This is a genomic window from Arthrobacter sp. TJ-58, from assembly GCF_058269295.1.
This window is the reverse complement of the sequence record NZ_JBZCNM010000002.1, coordinates 866,584-882,822: the sequence shown is the minus strand read 5'-3', so window position 1 is coordinate 882,822 and position 16,239 is coordinate 866,584. Positions and strand designations below refer to the sequence as shown.

General features: G+C 63.8%; 13 protein-coding genes and 3 tRNA genes. 12 read left to right on the top strand and 4 right to left on the bottom strand.

The features are described from left to right. Positions 1-28 precede the first annotated feature (28 nt). On the bottom strand, positions 29-1,732 hold the full coding sequence (gene ilvD, locus AC4D2W_RS10325; protein WP_490926784.1) for a dihydroxy-acid dehydratase: 1,704 nt from the start codon (positions 1,730-1,732) through the stop codon (positions 29-31). A 161-nt stretch (positions 1,733-1,893) separates the two neighbouring features. Here ilvD and AC4D2W_RS10320 point away from each other — a divergent pair, with 161 nt between their 5' ends. Then, on the top strand, positions 1,894-2,334 hold the full coding sequence (locus AC4D2W_RS10320; protein WP_490926783.1) for a hypothetical protein: 441 nt from the start codon (positions 1,894-1,896) through the stop codon (positions 2,332-2,334). 26 nt (positions 2,335-2,360) lie between these two features. Here AC4D2W_RS10320 and AC4D2W_RS10315 read toward each other — a convergent pair whose 3' ends face one another. Next, positions 2,361-3,317: a 2-hydroxyacid dehydrogenase gene (locus AC4D2W_RS10315; RefSeq protein ID WP_490926782.1), complete on the bottom strand. Its 957-nt coding sequence runs from the start codon at positions 3,315-3,317 to the stop codon at positions 2,361-2,363. Positions 3,318-3,497: 180 nt separating this feature from the next. Between AC4D2W_RS10315 and AC4D2W_RS10310 the strand changes: the two genes are divergently transcribed. The 3 genes from AC4D2W_RS10310 (at position 3,498) to AC4D2W_RS10300 (ending at position 4,442) form a co-directional block, all read left to right on the top strand. Further along, the gene (locus tag AC4D2W_RS10310; RefSeq protein WP_490926781.1) at positions 3,498-3,851 is read left to right on the top strand and encodes a hypothetical protein; all 354 of its coding nucleotides are present in this window, start codon (positions 3,498-3,500) and stop codon (positions 3,849-3,851) included. Between the two features lie 104 nt (positions 3,852-3,955). Continuing rightward, positions 3,956-4,031: transfer RNA gene (locus AC4D2W_RS10305), tRNA-Lys, on the top strand. 335 nt (positions 4,032-4,366) lie between these two features. After that, positions 4,367-4,442 (top strand) — tRNA-Lys (locus AC4D2W_RS10300). Positions 4,443-4,589: 147 nt separating this feature from the next. Here AC4D2W_RS10300 and AC4D2W_RS10295 read toward each other — a convergent pair. Next, entirely contained in the window at positions 4,590-5,141 is a 552-nt protein-coding gene (locus AC4D2W_RS10295) for a MarR family winged helix-turn-helix transcriptional regulator (protein WP_490926780.1), read from the bottom strand. A 146-nt stretch (positions 5,142-5,287) separates the two neighbouring features. Here AC4D2W_RS10295 and bcp point away from each other — a divergent pair, with 146 nt between their 5' ends. The 6 genes from bcp (at position 5,288) to AC4D2W_RS10265 (ending at position 10,903) form a co-directional block, all read left to right on the top strand. Beyond that, positions 5,288-5,755, top strand: coding sequence for a thioredoxin-dependent thiol peroxidase (bcp, locus tag AC4D2W_RS10290; RefSeq protein ID WP_490926779.1), 468 nt, complete (start codon positions 5,288-5,290; stop codon positions 5,753-5,755). Between the two features lie 67 nt (positions 5,756-5,822). Continuing rightward, a tRNA-Leu gene (locus AC4D2W_RS10285) sits at positions 5,823-5,907 on the top strand. A 293-nt stretch (positions 5,908-6,200) separates the two neighbouring features. Continuing rightward, positions 6,201-6,902 (top strand): fasciclin domain-containing protein, encoded by a 702-nt coding sequence (locus AC4D2W_RS10280; RefSeq protein WP_490926778.1) that lies wholly within the window; start codon positions 6,201-6,203, stop codon positions 6,900-6,902. A 257-nt stretch (positions 6,903-7,159) separates the two neighbouring features. Beyond that, positions 7,160-8,857: an ABC transporter substrate-binding protein gene (locus tag AC4D2W_RS10275; RefSeq protein ID WP_490926777.1), complete on the top strand. Its 1,698-nt coding sequence runs from the start codon at positions 7,160-7,162 to the stop codon at positions 8,855-8,857. A gap of 94 nt (positions 8,858-8,951) precedes the next feature. After that, positions 8,952-9,956, top strand: coding sequence for an ABC transporter permease (locus AC4D2W_RS10270; RefSeq protein WP_490926776.1), 1,005 nt, complete (start codon positions 8,952-8,954; stop codon positions 9,954-9,956). Next, entirely contained in the window at positions 9,953-10,903 is a 951-nt protein-coding gene (locus AC4D2W_RS10265) for an ABC transporter permease (protein WP_490926775.1), read from the top strand. Before AC4D2W_RS10270 ends, AC4D2W_RS10265 begins: the two co-directional genes overlap by 4 nt. 69 nt (positions 10,904-10,972) lie before the next feature. Here the strand turns inward: AC4D2W_RS10265 and AC4D2W_RS10260 are convergent, their stop codons facing one another. Next, positions 10,973-12,772, bottom strand: a complete 1,800-nt coding sequence (locus tag AC4D2W_RS10260; protein ID WP_490926774.1) for a dipeptide ABC transporter ATP-binding protein — start codon at positions 12,770-12,772, stop codon at positions 10,973-10,975. A 146-nt stretch (positions 12,773-12,918) separates the two neighbouring features. On the opposite strand from AC4D2W_RS10260, the gene AC4D2W_RS10255 reads away from it, so the two are divergent. Together AC4D2W_RS10255 and AC4D2W_RS10250 are read left to right on the top strand one after the other, a co-directional pair. After that, positions 12,919-14,595, top strand: a complete 1,677-nt coding sequence (locus tag AC4D2W_RS10255; RefSeq protein ID WP_490926773.1) for an ABC transporter substrate-binding protein — start codon at positions 12,919-12,921, stop codon at positions 14,593-14,595. 104 nt (positions 14,596-14,699) lie between these two features. Then, positions 14,700-16,190, top strand: coding sequence for a malate:quinone oxidoreductase (locus AC4D2W_RS10250; protein WP_490926772.1), 1,491 nt, complete (start codon positions 14,700-14,702; stop codon positions 16,188-16,190). Positions 16,191-16,239: the final 49 nt, after the last annotated feature.

Below are 16,239 nucleotides of genomic sequence, written 5' to 3'. Positions count from 1 at the left end.
TCCGGCGCCTGCTGCTTGGGGAGGGTTTTTAACCGCAGTACGCCCCGGTGGAGGCCGAGTTGACCAGCTTGGTGTACTTGCCCAGGACACCGGTGGTGAACTTGCCCGGCAGGGGCTTCCAACCGACCTTCCGCGCTTCCAGCTCGGCCGGCTCCACCAGCAGGTCGAAGCTGCGGGCGGCAATGTCCACGCGGATCCGGTCGCCGTCCTTCACAAAGGCGATGGGGCCGCCGTCGACCGCTTCCGGAGCGACGTGGCCGATGCACAGGCCGGTGGTGCCGCCGGAGAACCGGCCGTCAGTGAGCAGCAGGACGTCCTTGCCCAGGCCTGCACCCTTGATGGCGCCGGTGATGGCGAGCATTTCACGCATGCCCGGTCCGCCCTTGGGGCCTTCGTAGCGGATGACGACGACGTCGCCGGCGTGGATGTCTCCGTTGTCGAGGGCATCCAGGGCGCCCTGCTCGCGTTCGAAGACGCGGGCGGTGCCCTCGAAGACGTCGGCGTCGAAACCGGCGCTCTTCACCACGGCGCCTTCCGGAGCCATGGAGCCGTGCAGGATGGTGATGCCGCCGGTCTTGTGGATGGGGTTGTCCATGGCGCGCAGGACCTTGCCGTCCGGATCCGGCGGATCGATCTTCGCCAGGTTCTCTGCCACGGTCTTGCCGGTGACGGTGAGGCAGTCGCCGTGAATCAGGCCGGCGTCGAGCAGTGCCTTCATGATCACGGGCACGCCGCCGATCTTGTCGACGTCGTGCATCACGTACCGGCCGAAGGGCTTCAGGTCACCCAGGTGCGGAATCCGGTCACCGATCCGGTTGAAGTCCTCCAGCGTGAGGTCCACCTGCGCTTCGCGGGCAATGGCCAGCAGGTGCAGGACGGCGTTGGTGGAGCCGCCGAAGGCCATGGTGACGGCAATGGCGTTCTCGAAGGCCTTCTTGGTCATGATGTCGCGGGCGGTGATGCCCTTGCGGAGCAGGTTGACCACGGCTTCGCCGGACTTGCGGGCAAAGTCGTCCCGGCGGCGGTCTGCTGAGGGCGGCGCAGCGGAGCCGGGAAGGGACATGCCCAGGGCCTCACCGATGCAGGCCATGGTGTTGGCGGTGTACATGCCGCCGCAGGCACCTTCTCCCGGGCAGATGGCACGTTCGATGGTGTCCAGGTCCTTGAGGCTCATCTTGCCGGCGGCACAGGCACCCACCGCTTCGAAGGCATCAATGAGGGTCACTTCGCGCTCGGTGCCGTCTTCCATCTTGGCGAACCCGGGCATGATGGAACCGGCGTACAGGAACACGCTTGCGAGGTCCAGCCGGGCGGCAGCCATCAGCATGCCGGGCAGGGACTTGTCGCAGCCGGCCAGGAGGATCGATCCGTCCAGGCGCTCGGCCATCATGACTGTTTCCACCGAGTCGGCAATGACTTCACGGGAAACCAGCGAGAAGTGCATGCCTTCATGGCCCATGGAGATACCGTCCGAAACGGAAATCGTGCCGAACTGCATCGGGAATCCCCCGCCGGCGTGAACGCCTTCCTTGGCACCCTGGGCCAGGCGGTTCAGTGACAGGTTGCAGGGGGTGATTTCGTTCCAGGAACTGGCAACGCCGATCTGCGGCTTGGCGAAATCATCGTCTCCCATGCCGACGGCGCGGAACATGCCGCGGGCCGGGGCGGCATGGATTCCATCGGTGACTACTCGGCTTCGGGGTTTGATGTCAGGGGTATTCTCCACACTCATAGTCCCGATCTTAGGACCATTGCGATGTTTCCCGGGGGCATGTGACGGACGCGCTTCGCGGTTGTTACGGAGAGTTAAGAACGCGTGACAAGTGGATGTCCATGCGGGTGTTGCCGCCCGGGGCTTCCATCGATCGGGCCCGGTGTTCATAGACTGGGGGCATGACCTCGGCACCAGAACCCCGCAACCAGCCCTCCAGCGATGAGATCAAGGCTGTGCTCCGGCATGTGTTCGAGTCGCAGATTCCCAACTACGGCGATTACAACCTCGTGTGCGCAGGTCCCGGCGGGGACGGAGCCGACACGTTCTACGTCGTGGGCTACCGCTGGCGCCCCGCCGAGCTGGTCTTCGCACCCTTCTCCACCGGCACCCTGTCCGGTCTGGAAGCACCCACGGCAGTAAACTCGACCAACCTTTCACACACCGAGGAAGTGGAGGCCGGAGACTACGAGGTGGGGACGAACACCGGCCGCATCTTCCGTTTCCAGGTTCGGGCCAGCGCCCCGCTTCCCGATGACGGCGAGGCCGGCAGGGTCATTGAACAGGACGCCGACCTGGAGGACTTTGAGTCCTTCCTGGAGCATTTCCTGACCCTGGGCTGACTTCTCCCGGCCGGCACGGCGGCCGGTTAGGCCCAGGGGCCGGGTCGAACGAGGTTCTCGGGTTCCTCGCCGCGGGCAAGGCGGCCCACCTGCTCCTTCAGCAGCTTTTGGATGCGCGGCACAAAGGCTTCGGTGTTTCCGCCGACGTGCGGGGTGATGATGGCGTTGGGCGCCTTCCACAGCGGGTGATCGGCCGGCAGCGGCTCGGGATCCACGACGTCGAGCGCCGCATGCAGCCTGCCGGAAAGCACCTCTGCGGTGAGTGCCTCCGTGTCCACCACCGGGCCCCGGGCCACATTCACCACGAGGGAACCGTCCGGCAGTGCCGCCAGGACCTCCCTGCCGATGAGGTGCCGGGTCTGGCCGGTCAGCGGCGTGATGACCACGAGCACCTCCGCGGTCCGGGCAAGCTCCACGAGTTCATCGGTTCCGTGGACCGTTCCGCGCTCATCGGTCCGGGCCCTGGTTCCCACCCGGGTCAGCTCCACTTCGAAGGGCTCGAGCCGCTGGGCGATCGCGGCGCCGATGCCGCCCACGCCGACCATCAGCACGCGGCGGTCCGCGAGGCCGGGATAACGCCGGCTGCTCCAGGTTCCGCTCTGCGCGTTCCGCACGGCGTCGTCAATGCCCCGCAGGCTGGCAAGCATCAGGGTCAGTGCCAGCTCCGCAGTGCCTGCAGCATGCACCCCCGCTGCGCTGGCGATGGCGACGTCGGGTCCCACCAGCTCCGGGAGCCCGTCATAACCGGTGGTCTGGGCCTGGATCATCTTCAGCCCGGGTACCCGGTCCAAGGCCTGGCGCCAATTGCGGCCGGCAGCATACGGCAGCACGACGGCGTCGATCTCGCCGTAGTCCAGCCCCTGCGGTTCCCCGGCCAGATCCCAGACACCGGCCCGGATGCCTTCGGGCAGGGGGCGCAGCGACTCCAGGAGGTCTTCGCTGGGAACGGTAATGGTCTGCACGGGACGAAGTTGCTCAGTCATGCCTGACAGCCTAGTGCCGAAGGCCCAACTGTCCGCGGACCTCTGGACAGGGGACGGAAACCAACCGTAACGTCAAAGACCGAGCCGGTAGTGCCTCACCGCCTCCCCTTCGTTTCCCCTTTGTCCCCCTTTGTCCCCGCAGTGGTTTCCAGTTGCGGGAGAGTCCGGAAGAGCAGATACGTGAAACGTTCGTCCCTGTTTGCATCCGCCGCCGTTTCTGCAGCGGCACTCACCGCGGCGGCGTCGGTGCTGCGCCGGTTGCTGCACAACGGCGTGGTGGAGAAAGCCCTGCCCCCGGCATTGCCGGTTACGCCTGTACCCAGGGATTCCGTGACAGCCACAGCTGCCCAGACGCCCGCGGAAACAGATTCCGGCCCTGAGGATCCCGCAGCCGGGGGCGGCGGCAGTGCCGGTCTGCCGTCGCGGACCTGGCTGGTGGATAACAGCGAAGACTGGGACGGCAGCCCCGTGGAGCTCGTGGTCCCCCCGGGCACAGGCCCGCAGGCAACGGAACCGGGGGATCCGATGCCCTGAATTTCCCATCGATTTTTCTTTTGGGGAGAAGTACTGGTAGTGTTTCATGTCGTTGCGGAGAGCAAATCGAGCAGAAAAGTTCGGCTTGCACTACTAAACAAAATGCACCTCTAGCTCAATTGGCAGAGCATCTGACTCTTAATCAGAGGGTTCCGGGTTCAAGTCCCGGGGGGTGCACCAATCAAAACCCCGACTCATCGGCAGCACGCCGATCGGTCGGGGTTTTTTGTTGTCCACCTCCTTTTGCCTGCAGCCCCTGGCATGCCGGCATTCCCTGGTGGCCCGGGTTGGTCTGGCCCTTGCTACCTGTCCCTTCCTCCCCCGGCTCGATCATCCGCAGCACCGCCTCCTGATTGACGCCGGCCCCAAAACTGCACCCGCATCCTATGACCTGCATCTCACTGCACGATTTGAGGCTCCCTGCGTTCGCGGAACCCATAAAATGCTGGTAGTGTTGTTTGTCGTTGCGGATGACAAATCGCCGGTTTTACCGGGGAGGCGGTAACGCAGCAGATGCACCTCTAGCTCAATTGGCAGAGCATCTGACTCTTAATCAGAGGGTTCCGGGTTCAAGTCCCGGGGGGTGCACCAAAAGCAAGGAGCGGCTCAGCTCGGTGAAAACCGGCGGGGCCGCTCTTTTGTTGTGCGGGCACTTTGTTGCTTCAAGCTCCGGCGCCGCACCGCCGGGCAAAGCAAAAGGCACGCCCCGTTGCGGGACGTGCCTTTGCACAAAAAGCCTTAGGCGCTCTCGGCGGCTTTCGCGTCTGCACCGTTAACGGCTTCATCGGAGACAGGCTCCTGTGCCGTTGGGGCAACTGCTTCCTGCGGAACCACGGGAATTGGCAGGCCGGGAACATCCACAGCCAACTGCCAGCGCGGGTTTCCAAGCTCCCTGATGACATTGCGAAGCTGGCCGCGCAGCTGTTCGGACATCAGCTCCCCACCATCAATAAGTGTGCTCTCGATGTCCTGCGCCTCATGCAAAACGTCAATGCCCTGCGGCGTAATGGACACCATGTGGCTCCGCCGGTCCAGATCATTGCGGACGCGGACCACGTGCCCGTGAGTTTCCAGCCGGGAGAGGGTCTTACCCATTGTCTGTGCCTGAACGCGGACGATCTGAGCCAGTTGCGCCTGGGTCATGGGTCCCTGGGAGTCAAGAACTCCCAGCGCGATTACTCCCGCATGGGTCACGCCGATTCGAACAAGCCTCTCGTTCCAGGCGTGTTCAACCAGGCGTGCCGCCGTTGACAACAGGCGACCTGTGGGCCAGTGCTCCATATCGGGCATAAAACAGAACTCTTCCTTTCAGGGTGAGGATTCAGTGGCCATTCGGATAACCTACAAAACCCACCACATACTAGGATAGCCACCTTGGCCGTGCACTGTCGCCCTGTGACACAGCCGGATCTTCCATCGATACCAAGGAGTGACCTATGCCCCGCCTGTCCCCCGGTGATACTGCCCCCGATTTCACCCTTCCGGCAACGGACTCTGCTTCCGTCTCACTCGAGGGTTTCCGCGGCCGCAGCACAATTATTTACTTCTACCCGGCTGCAGCCACTCCCGGCTGCACCAAGGAAGCCTGTGACTTCCGTGACAACCTGAACAGCCTCCAGGATGCCGGGTACGCTGTCGTCGGAGTTTCTCCCGATCCGGTGCCGAAGCTCGAAAAATTCGCGGCGGCGGAGAACCTCAACTTCCCCCTGCTCTCCGACCCGGACCACGCCGTGGCCGAGGCGTACGGTGCGTGGGGCGAGAAGAAAAACTACGGCAAAACGTATGAGGGCCTCATTCGTTCCACCGTGGTGGTGGACCCGGACGGCAAGGTCTCCCTCGCCCAGTACAACGTCAAGGCCACCGGCCATGTGGCCAAGCTGTCCCGCGATCTTGGACTCGCCTAAACCTCAGGTAGACTGGAGGCTGGTTTTACGGCTTTCCGCCTTAAATGCGGCGGCGGCGTAATTCCGGGCGCGAGTGGCGGAATTGGTAGACGCGCTGGATTTAGGTTCCAGTGTCTTCGGACGTGTGGGTTCAAGTCCCTCCTCGCGCACCATTGGAATGGTCCGAGACATTGTTCACGGATGAGTCGCAACATAGAAAACACCCCGGTCTTCGGACCGGGGTGTTTTTCTTTTTAACCATTGTTCGCCGAGGGTGTTTGCCTAGGGAGCCGGCGGCTTTGCGGCCGGATCCGCAGCCGTCGGCGGCACACCCAAAAACTTTTCCGGCACTGCACCCATCCGGCTCCGCAGCCGGGCCGAAGACCTTCTGAGACCTCGCACCAAGAGGTATTCACACCAACCAGGAGGCCCCGCCGTGCGGGTCCTCGCCAGAAGGAGAAAAACAATGGCTTTCAAGACCCGCCGGAACATGTCCATCCTCGGAATCGCCGCTGTCTCCATGCTGGGCATGGCCGCCTGCAGCACCGACTCCTCCGACACCTCCTCCGACAGCTCCTCCTCGGGCATGGCTTCGGAATCCAGCATGTCCCCCTCCGCTTCCGAATCCATGAGCCCCGGCGCCACCTCCAGTGAATCCATGAGTGCGGATCCGGCAGCCAACCTGGTGGGCGGAAGCTGCGCCGACTACGCTGCGGCAGTGCCCGAAGGAGCAGGCTCCATCGAGGGAATGTCCCTCGACCCGGTCGCCACGGCCGCCTCCAACAATCCCATGCTGACCACGCTGACCGCTGCGGTCTCCGGCCAGCTGAACCCGGATGTCAACCTCGTTGACACGCTGAACAGCTCCGAATACACCGTCTTCGCTCCCACCGACGACGCTTTCGCCAAGCTGGACCCGGCCACCCTCGAAACCCTGAAGACCGATCCTGACCTGCTCTCGAGCATCCTGACCTACCACGTGGTTCCGGGCCAGGTCACGCCTGACGAGCTTGCGGGCATGTACACCACGGTCAACGGTGCCGATGTTGAGGTCACCGGCTCCGGGGACAGCCTGATGGTCAATGATGCGGCAGTGGTTTGCGGCGGCGTGCAGACCAAGAATGCCACCGTGTACCTGCTGGACACCGTCCTGATGCCGTCGATGTAATCTCCGCGAACGGCGCAGCCCAAAGGCACGGGCAAGCAGGCCTTTGCAGCCAAAGCTAAAGGCGGATACCCCTCGCGGGGTATCCGCCTTTTGCGTGACCAAATTGTGACCCTGCCGGGAGTCCAAATACCTTTGTAATCCCCGTCACCCATTAGGCTCGGTCCATACGTATGTGTCACACGACACACATTGACCCCACGCACCGCACTGCACCCGCCTTATTGCACGGGTATCTCTCGCCCCAGAGGAGTAAGACCATGTCACCTGTTGGCCGAACTATGAGCGGCTCCCGCCCAAAGCGGCGCGCCGCTGCCATCACCACGGGGATAGCCCTCAGCGCCCTGATTCTCTCCGGCTGCGCCCAGAGCGAGCGCGAGGAGGGAACGGGCGACGCCGCTGCGTCGTCGGACGTTGACGGAACCTTCGTCTTCGCAGCCTCGTCGGATCCCAAGTCCCTGGACCCGGCTTTCGCCTCCGACGGCGAATCCTTCCGCGTCAGCCGCCAGATCTTCGAGGGCCTGGTTGGCGTCAAGCCGGGAACCGCGGATCCGGAACCGCTGCTGGCCAAGTCCTGGGAGACTTCCGAGGACGCACTGACCTACACCTTCGAGCTGCAGGACGGCGTCAAATTCCACGACGGCACCGATTTCAACGCCGAAGCCGTTTGCGCCAACTTTGACCGCTGGTACAACTTCACCGGCATCCAGCAGGCTGAAAGCCTTGCCTACTACTACAGCAAGCTGTTCAAGGGCTTCTCCGATACCCCGGAGACCGCCACCTACGAGTCCTGCGAAGCCACCGGTGACACCGAAGCGGTAGTGACCCTGGCCAAGCCGTTCGCCGGATTCATCGCCGCGCTGTCCCTGCCGGCCTTCTCCATGCAGAGCCCGACGGCGATGGACCAGTACGCGGCCAACGAAGCTTCCGGCACGGCCGAGGCCCCCACGCTGACCGAGTACGCCAAGAGCCATCCCACCGGAACCGGCCCCTTCAAATTCGAGAACTGGGAAGTCGGCAACCAGATCACCCTCTCCGCCAATGAGGACTACTGGGGCGAGCAGGGCCAGGTCACGGACATCATCTTCCGCGTCATCGACGATCCCAACTCCCGCCGCCAGTCCCTCGAGGCCGGCACCATCGACGGTTACGACCTCGTGGCTCCGGCTGACACAAAGTCGCTGGCCGACGCCGGGTACAACGTGATAGCCCGCGAGCCGTTCACCATCCTCTACCTCGGCATGAACCAGAAGGTTGAGGAACTGGCGAACCCGCTGGTGCGCCAGGCCATTGCCCACGCGATCGATAAGCAGGCCCTGGTGGACCAGACCCTGCCCGAGGGCACCAAGGTGGCCACCCAGTTCATCCCCGACGTGGTCAACGGCTACAACGAGGACGTGACCGAGTACGACTACGATCCGGAGAAGGCCAAGTCGCTGCTGGCCGAGGCCGGCTACCCGGACGGCTTCTCGGTGGACTTCAACTACCCCACCGGAGTCTCCCGCCCGTACATGCCGACGCCGGAGCAGGTCTACACCAACATCACCGCCCAGCTCGAAGAAGTGGGCATCACCGTCAATCCGCAGCCGAACAAGTGGTCCCCGGATTACCTGGACCGCGTCCAGGCCTCCGAAGACCACGGCATCCACCTGCTGGGTTGGACCGGCGACTACAACGACACCGACAACTTTGTCGGCGTGTTCTTCGGCGGCGAAAAGCCCGAGTTCGGGTTCAACAACCCGGAGATCTTCGATGCCCTGGAGGAAGCCCGCCAGGTCAGCAGCCTCGAGGAGCAGACTCCGCTCTACGAGCAGATCAACGAGGACATCGCCGAGTTTGTACCGGCCATTCCGCTGGCACACCCGGCTCCCTCACTCGCCTTCAACGAGCGCGTGGTTTCTTACCCCGCCAGCCCGGTGAATGACGAAGTGTTTAACAAGATCGAACTCAACAAGTAAGCAGCACAGGGCCGGGGTCTCTTCGGAGATCCCGGCCCTTTCACTGTTTCCCTTCCTTCATCCAGCGCCTCTACCACGCTGAGAAAGGACACCTGTGCTGCAAGTCATCGGCAAACGTCTTCTCATGCTGATTCCCACACTCATCGGTTTGTCCATCCTGTTGTTCGTCTGGGTCCGCAGCCTTCCCGGCGGCCCGGCCACCGCGCTGCTCGGCGACAAAGCAACACCGGAAGCGATCGCAAGGATCAACGCCGCCTACGGCTTTGACCGCCCCCTTCTGGAGCAGTACTTCGTCTACGTCGGCAAGCTCCTGCAGGGCGACTTCGGCGTTTCCACGGTCACCGGCCGGCCCGTGCTGGAGGAGTTCGCGACCCGTTTCCCCGCGACCCTGGAACTGTCCGTGGTGGCGCTCATCTTTGCCATCGGCATCGGGATTCCGCTTGGCTACCTCGCGGCAACCCACTACGGACGCTTCTGGGATCATTCCTCGGTGGTGCTTTCGCTCGTGGGAATCACCATCCCGGTGTTCTTCCTGGCCTTCATCCTGAAGTGGCTTTTTGCCATCCAGCTCCCCTGGTTTCCCCCGGACGGCAGGCAGAATCCGCGCATTGACGCCACCCACATCACGGATTTTTACGTGCTGGACGGGTTGCTAACCCGGGAATGGGACGCGTCCTGGGATGCGCTGACGCACCTGGTCCTGCCCGGAATTGCCCTGGGCACCATCCCGCTGGCGATCATTGTGCGCATCACCCGCGCCTCCGTCCTGGAGGTCCAGGGCGCTGATTATGTGCGCACCGCGCGCGCCAAGGGCCTGATGGAGAAAACCATCCGCGGCCGGTTCGTCCTCCGCAACGCCATGCTTCCGGTGACCACCACCATTGGACTGCAGACCGGCCTGCTGATTTCCGGTGCCGTGCTGACGGAAACGGTATTTGCCTTCAGCGGTATCGGCAGATTCCTGCGTGATGCCATCTTCAACCTGGACTATCCCGTGCTGCAGGGATTCATCATTTTCATCGCCATCGCCTATTCATTGATCAATCTGATCGTTGACGTGTCCTATGGCTTCATCGACCCGAGGGTGAGGGTGCAATGAGTACAGTTCTCCCACCGGCTCCCGGCGGCGCCATCCGCCCCGACGAGCCCGCAGCGCCGATCCAGGCCGACACCCGCGGAACGGGTATGTGGCGTTCCGCGTTCAAGCGGCTGCGCCGCAATCCGGCGGCCATTGCCGGGGCCGTGATTATCGGCCTGTTCATCCTGGTGGCCATTCTGGCACCGGTACTGGCACCGTTCGGCGGTGACGATCTTCCGGGACGGACGGACATCACCCCCACGTCCATCCCCGGGCCCGGTGAGATTGACGCCTACCCGCTGGGGCTGGACCGGTTCGGCGGCGACGTCCTGTCCAAACTCATCTGGGGCGCCCGCGCCTCACTCATCATCGGTGTCATTTCCACAGCGCTGGGACTGGCGGGCGGCATGCTCCTGGGCATCATCGCCGGCGGAATCGGCGGCTGGGTGGACAACGTCATCATGCGTTTCGTGGACATCCTGCTCTCCGTCCCGAACCTGCTGCTGGCGGTGAGCATTGCCGCCATCCTGGGGCAGAACACCTACGCCATCATGATCGCCATTGGTGTCTCCCAGATCCCGATCTTCGCCCGGCTGCTGCGCTCGTCCATGATTTCCCAGCGCAGCGCCGACTACATCCTTTCGGCGCAGTCCCTGGGCCTGAGCCGGCGCACCATCACCATGAGCCATCTGCTGCCCAACAGCATGGGTCCGGTGATCGTGCAGGGCACCCTGACCCTGGCGACGGCTGTCATTGACGCCGCCGCCCTGTCCTTCCTCGGCCTCGGCGGCGGCAAGCCGCAGACGGCGGAGTGGGGGCGGATGCTGACCTACGCACAGAATGAACTGGCCGTGGCACCGCAGCTGGCGTTCCTGCCGGGCATCTGCATCGCCGTCACGGCCCTGGGATTCACTCTGCTGGGCGAATCCCTGCGGGAGGCCCTGGATCCCAAGACCCGGAAGAAATAGCCGGTCCGTACCACGAAAAAAGCGCCGCTCCTGTTCACAGGGGCGGCGCTTTTCCGTTCGTCGAGCAGATTAGGAAGCCAGTTCGTCTTCCCCGATGTTCAGCTCGTTGCCTGGGATCGAAGCCAGCAGTTTGCGGGTGTACGGGTGGCGGGGGTTGGAGAAGACTTCCTCCGACGACGCCGCCTCCACCAGTTCACCGTCCTTCATCACGCAGACATAATCCGAGATCAACCGCACCACGGCCAGGTCATGGGAGATGAAGAGGTAGCTCAGTCCCAGTTCTGCCTGCAGGTCCCCCAGCAGTTTCAGGATCTGCGCCTGCACCAGGACATCCAGTGCAGAGACCGGCTCGTCACAAACGATCAGTTCGGGCTTGAGCGCCAGAGCACGCGCAATCGCCACACGCTGGCGCTGCCCGCCGGAGAGCTCCGCGGGGTAGCGGCCCAGCATGGAATGCGGCAGCGCCACCTGGTCCATCAGCTCGCGCACGCGGGCCTCGCGCTCGCTCTTGGAACCGCGCTTGTAGGTTTTCAGCGGCTCGTCCAGGATTCGCGCAATGGTGAACATGGGGTCCAGGGAGGAGTACGGATCCTGGAAGATCGGCTGCACCCGCTGCCGGAAGTCCCTCAGCTTTGCCTTCTCCAGGGACCCGACGTCGATTCCGTCAAAAGTCATGGTGCCGCTGGTGGGTTCGACCAGCTTCAGCAGCATCCTGGCAGTGGTGGTCTTGCCGGAGCCGGATTCACCGACGATGGCCACGGTACGCCCGCGGGGGATGTCCAGCGTCACGTTGCGGGCAGCGTAGAAGTCCTCGGAACGGCCCCGGATTTTGTAGACCTTGGTCAGGTCCCGGATCTCCACAATGTTGTCCGGCGCTGCGGTTTCCGGCTGCCCCGCCGCGGTCACTCCGGCCCTGTGCTTCGGTGACGGAACCGCGTCAGCCGGGGCACCGCCGTCGTTCGCTCCCGGGCTTGCTCCGTCCGCGTGTTCGGCATACACCTGCTCCGCGAGCCGCAGGCGCTGTGCCGCCGGGGCCTTGAAGGCTCCCGGGCTCAGGCGCACCGCGGCGACGCTGGGCGCTGCGGCCACCAGCGACTGGGTGTAGGGGTGCTGGGGATCTTCGAGCAGCTGCCGGGCCGGGCCGTGTTCCACCACAAGGCCCCGGTGCATCACCACGAGTTCGGAGGCACGTTCGGCTGCCAGCCCGAGGTCATGGGTGATGAGCAGGACCGAGGTGCCCAGCTCCTCCGTCATGTTTCCGATCTGGTCCAGGATGGTCCGCTGCACCGTCACGTCCAGGGCGGAGGTGGGTTCATCGGCGATCAGCAGCTGCGGCCGGCAGGCCAGGCCAATGGCGATCAGTGCCCGCTGGCGCATGCCGCCGGAGAACTCGTGCGGATACTGCTTCGCCCGTTCGGCGGCGTCCGGCAGCCCGGCGGCGGTGAGGACCTCAATGACTTTGCGGTCCACATCCTTGGAGGTGGCCATGCCGTGGACGAGCAGGGTTTCCGCAACCTGGGTGCCGATCTTCGTGACCGGGTTCAGGTTGGACATGGGGTCCTGCGGCACCAATCCTATGGACCGGCCCCGGATGGCGCGCATCTTGGATTCAGGCATCCCCACCAGCTCAGTGCCGTCGAAGCGGATGCTTCCGGCCGCCACTTTCCCGTTTCCCGGCAGCAAACCAATTACCGCCATGGCCGTGGTGGATTTACCGGAACCGGACTCCCCCACAATCGCCAGGGTTCCTCCGCGCGGGAGGCTGAAGGAAGCATTCTTAACGGCTTGGACTTCACCGTCGGTGGTGCGGAAATTAACCGCGAGATCGGTCACCTCAAGCAGGGGTGAATCAAGGCTGATATCAGTCATTTCCCTATCCTGCCCTACTTACCGCGCCAATGTGAGCAGGGTCTCACCAGCGGGTGCCTGTTTTTTTATCATTTAGACTGGAAATCCACGCATAAAACCAAGAGAACCAGACGCGCCCATTGACGGAGCGTAGGAGAATAACCGCTGTGACAGATTCCGGCATGGGCCGCCGCTCCTTCCTCCGGGCCGGTGCACTGCTTGGCGCCTTGGCCCTCGCCGGATGCACGGCCACCCCTCCCGACGGCAATGCCACGGCCTCGCCCACCGGCAGCCCCTCCGCATCAGCGCCGCAGGCCACCTTCACCTTCGCCACTGCGGCCCGCCCGTCCACTCTGGACCCCTTCCTGGTCACGGACACCGAAAGCCACCGGGTCACCCGGCAGATCATGGAGGGCCTGGTGGGCGTTGACCCGCTGACCTCCGCACCCGCTCCCCTGCTGGCCGAAAGCTGGACGGAGTCCGAGGACGGACGCACCTACACGTTCAAGCTGCGCAGGGACGTCACGTTCCAGGACGGCGAACCCTTTAACGCCGACGCCGTCTGCGCCAACTTTGACCGCTGGTACAACCTTCCGGTTTCCGCCCGCGGATCAGGAAACCTTGCCTATAAGGCCGTCTTCAACGCCTTTTCCGACAGCCCGGAGCTCGCCGTCTACAAGGCCTGCACCGCGGTGGATGAATACACCGTCCAGGTGGAGCTGGCCACGCGCCTGACCGGGTTCATTCCCGCCCTGGCCACGCCGGAATTTGCCATGGCCTCACCGGCGGCCCTGAAGCAGCACACTGCCGACGCGCTCAGTGTGGAAAAAGACGGCCAGAAGATTTCCGCCTACGGCCTGCACCCCGTGGGAACCGGTCCGTTCACCTTGGAATCCTGGGAGGGTGATGAGGTCCGGCTCGCGGCCTACCCGGGGTATTGGGGCCGGCAGGGGCAGATCTCCACCGTGGTCTTCTCCACCATGGCCAACCCCCAGACCCGCCTCCGCGCCCTGAAGAACGGCGACGTGGACGGTTATGACCTGGTCACAGTGGCCGATGTGGACGACCTTGCCCGCAACGGCCTGCAGATCCTGCAGCGGGATCCGTATTCGGTGCTGTACCTGGGCATCAACGAGGCTTTCCCCGGCATGGACAACCTCAAGATGCGCCAGGCCGTTGCCCACGCCATTGATAAGGGCGCGCTCCTGGACGGGCTCTTCCTCAACGGCACCAAGCAGGCCAACCAGTTTGTGCCGGAAAAGCTCGGAGTCAGCTCGGGAACCGTCACGAGCTACGGATACGATCCGGAGAAAGCTGCGGACCTGCTCAAGGAAGCAGGGTACGACGGCGCCGAGCTGCCCTTCTACTACCCCCGCCACGTCACGCGGGCCTACCTGCCGACCCCCGAGCGTGTCTACGCCGAACTCAGCCGGCAGCTCACCGCGGCGGGATTCAACATCAAGCCCGTGCCGGTGGAGTGGTCCGATGACTACCTGCACAAGGTGCAGAGCAGCGGGGACCGCGCATTCCACCTGCTCGGCGTCAGCGGAACCTATGACGACCCGGACAACTTTGTGGGCACCCTCTTTGGCAGCTACACCGAGGAGCTCGCCTACGACGACACGCAGCTGCTGAGCAAGATTGACCGGGCACGGACCCTGAAGGCGGGACCGGAACAGGCGGAGGCGTATAAGGCGATCGCAGACCGCATTTCCACCCGGGTGCCGGCCATTCCGCTGGCCTTGCCCATCTCCGCGCTGGCACTCTCACCGCGGGTGGCCAGCTACCCCACGTCCCCGCTGCTCAACGAAGTCTTTAACCGGATCGAGCTCCGGAAGCAGTAGCCGGTTCCCCTCACAGGGAACTTGCAGGCCGCAGGTGATTTTAGTAAGGACGCTTGGGACGATACGCTTCTAGAGCTAGCGCCCTCGCGACTGGAGATACGAAGTTGACTGCTAATAGCCCGGCGGATAAGTCCGCAACTAAAACCGATGTACTGCTGATCGGCGGCGGCATCATGAGCGCGACCCTCGGGGCGTTCGTGAAGCAGCTTCAGCCCGATTGGGATATTTCCCTGTTTGAGCGCCTCGACCGCGCCGGACTGGAAAGCTCCGACCCCTGGAACAACGCCGGAACCGGCCACGCCGCGCTGTGCGAACTGAACTACAGCCCCGCAGCGGCCGACGGCTCCGTTGACCCGGCCAAGGCGGTGGGCATCAACGAACAGTTCCAGGTTTCCCGCCAGTTCTGGTCGCACATGGTCTCCTCCGGCCACATTACGAACAACTTCATCAACCCGCTGCCGCATATGAGCTTTGTCTGGGGTGACGCACACTCCGAGTACCTCCGCCGCCGCTACGAGTCGCTCAGCGCGCAGCCGCTGTTCAAGTCCATGGAATTCTCCGAAGACCACGCCAAGCTGGCGGAGTGGGCTCCCCTGATCATGGAGGGCCGCGACTCCTCCCAGCGCGTGGCCGGTTCCCGCGTAGTCGGAGGCACCGACGTCGACTTCGGTGCCCTGACCCGTGAGCTGACCGGTTACCTTGCCGCCAACGGCGTGGAAATGAACTTTGGCCACGAGGTCAGCAACGTTTCCCGTTCCTCCACCGGCGGCTGGGACGTGTCGGTCAAGAACCGCGCAACAGGCGAGTCCCGCACCGTTTCCGCCCGCTTTGTCTTCATTGGCGGCGGCGGCGGCGCCCTGCACCTGCTGCAGGCCTCCGGGATCCCCGAGGGCAAGGGCTTCGGCGGTTTCCCCGTCTCCGGCCAGTTCCTGCGCTCCACTGACGAGTCCATCATTTCCCGGCACAACGCCAAGGTATATGGCCAGGCCTCCGTCGGCGCACCGCCCATGTCCGTTCCGCACCTGGACACCCGGTTTGTCAACGGCAAGCGGTCGCTGCTGTTCGGCCCATATGGCGGCTTCTCTCCCAAGTTCCTGAAAACGGGATCGTTCCTGGACCTGCCGGCGTCAGTGCGCCCGGGCAACCTGGTGCCGATGCTGGCCGTCGCCAAGGACAACATGTCCCTGGTCAAGTACCTGGTCACCGAGGTGATGAAGACCCGCGAGGGCAAGACCGAGGCACTGCAGGAATTCATGCCCCGCGCGGTCACCGAAGGCTGGGAGCTCATCACGGCCGGCCAGCGCGTGCAGGTCATCAAGAAGGATCCGAAGAAGGGCGGCGTGCTGCAGTTCGGCACCGAGCTGATCACTGCCTCGGACGGAACCATCGGCGCCCTGCTGGGTGCTTCGCCGGGTGCTTCCACGGCCACCCCGATCATGATCAACCTGCTCAAGCGTGCCTTCCCCCGCCAGTTCGACGGCTGGGAGCCGAAGATCAAGGAAATGATTCCGGGCTACGGCGTCAAGCTCAATGAGAACGAATCCCTGCTGGAAGAACTCACCGGCGACACCAACCGTGTCCTGGGCCTGAACTAACCCGGTACTTCTTCCCCGCAAAAATTTCTTACCCGTTGGACCGGGCTGA